Source organism: Gemmobacter nanjingensis (genome assembly GCF_014652195.1).
Taxonomy (GTDB): Bacteria; Pseudomonadota; Alphaproteobacteria; order Rhodobacterales; family Rhodobacteraceae; genus Gemmobacter; species Gemmobacter caeni.
Genome location: NZ_BMYI01000005.1, coordinates 200,364 through 201,197, shown reverse-complemented (window position 1 = coordinate 201,197; position 834 = coordinate 200,364). Strand labels below are relative to the sequence as shown.

General features: G+C 69.1%; 2 protein-coding genes and 1 pseudogene. All 3 read left to right on the top strand.

Annotated features, from left to right (window positions below; genetic code table 11):
• A pseudogene (locus IE126_RS25775) lies at window positions 1–204 on the top strand (hypothetical protein); the annotation flags it as partial.
• A gap of 5 nt (window positions 205–209) precedes the next feature.
• Window positions 210–410, top strand: a complete 201-nt coding sequence (locus tag IE126_RS11180; protein WP_189380994.1) for an ABC transporter C-terminal domain-containing protein — start codon at window positions 210–212, stop codon at window positions 408–410.
• The coding region (locus tag IE126_RS11175; RefSeq protein WP_194678694.1) for a hypothetical protein at window positions 403–834 on the top strand (432 nt) is incomplete at its 3' end. The genes IE126_RS11180 and IE126_RS11175, both read left to right, overlap by 8 nt.

Genomic DNA, 834 nt, shown 5'->3' with positions numbered 1-834 from the left:
CCGGCAACAGCGGATGCCTCGGGCCTCACCGGCTATTTTGAGGTCAGCCCGAACATCCGGCCGGGCTGGGTCACCGGCACCGCCGTCAGCCTGTCGCGCGCGGCGTGCAAGGCCGTGCTCGTCCCCAAATCCGTCCAGCCCGGCCGCCGCCGCCACACCCTCACCACCGGGGCTTCGTTCCGGTGGGTGCAGACCCTGAGGTGATCAACATGTCCGCCCCTGATCAATCTGCCCGCATCGCCGCACTGGAGGCCCGCATTGCAGCTCTGGAGGCGCAGGCCGCGCGGCCGGTTTTGGTGCAGACCACGGTGACGGCAGATGCCACGGACATGAACGCGGTGGTGAAGCACGCCATCCGGGTGGCCACGAACGCCTTTCAGGGCTCGCTCACGGGGGGTGATAATGCGTGATTACAGCCCCGCTACTGCCGATTACTTCGCCGCACGCGGGCCGATGCTGGCGCATGTGCTGGTCTGGGTCTCGGCCCGGAACCGTGCGACCGGCGGCACCGAGAGCATCGGCTTCTGGACCGGCGCCGATCATGCGGAATTCGTGATCGGCGGCGAGACCCGCATCTATTACGGGGCCGGGACCGCGCTCAGCGTCGATCCGCTCCGCCTGCAGACCGGCCTGCAGGTGCGCAGCCAGCGGGTGCAGCTCAGCCAGATCGCGGCCGAGACCCAGCTGGCGATCCGGGGCTATGACCCGCGCCATGCCCCGGTGGAGATCCACCGCGCGCTCTTCGATCCGCTGACCCATGTGCTGATCGGGGAGCCGCATCTGGTGCTGCGCGGCAATATCGACAAGGCGCCGGTCAGGACGCCCGCCAAGGGC

Bases quoted from the DNA above. Each gene is read 5' to 3' on its own strand.
- IE126_RS11180 (WP_189380994.1), top strand. From the start codon at position 210: ATGTCCGCCCCTGATCAATCTGCCCGCATCGCCGCACTGGAGGCCCGC.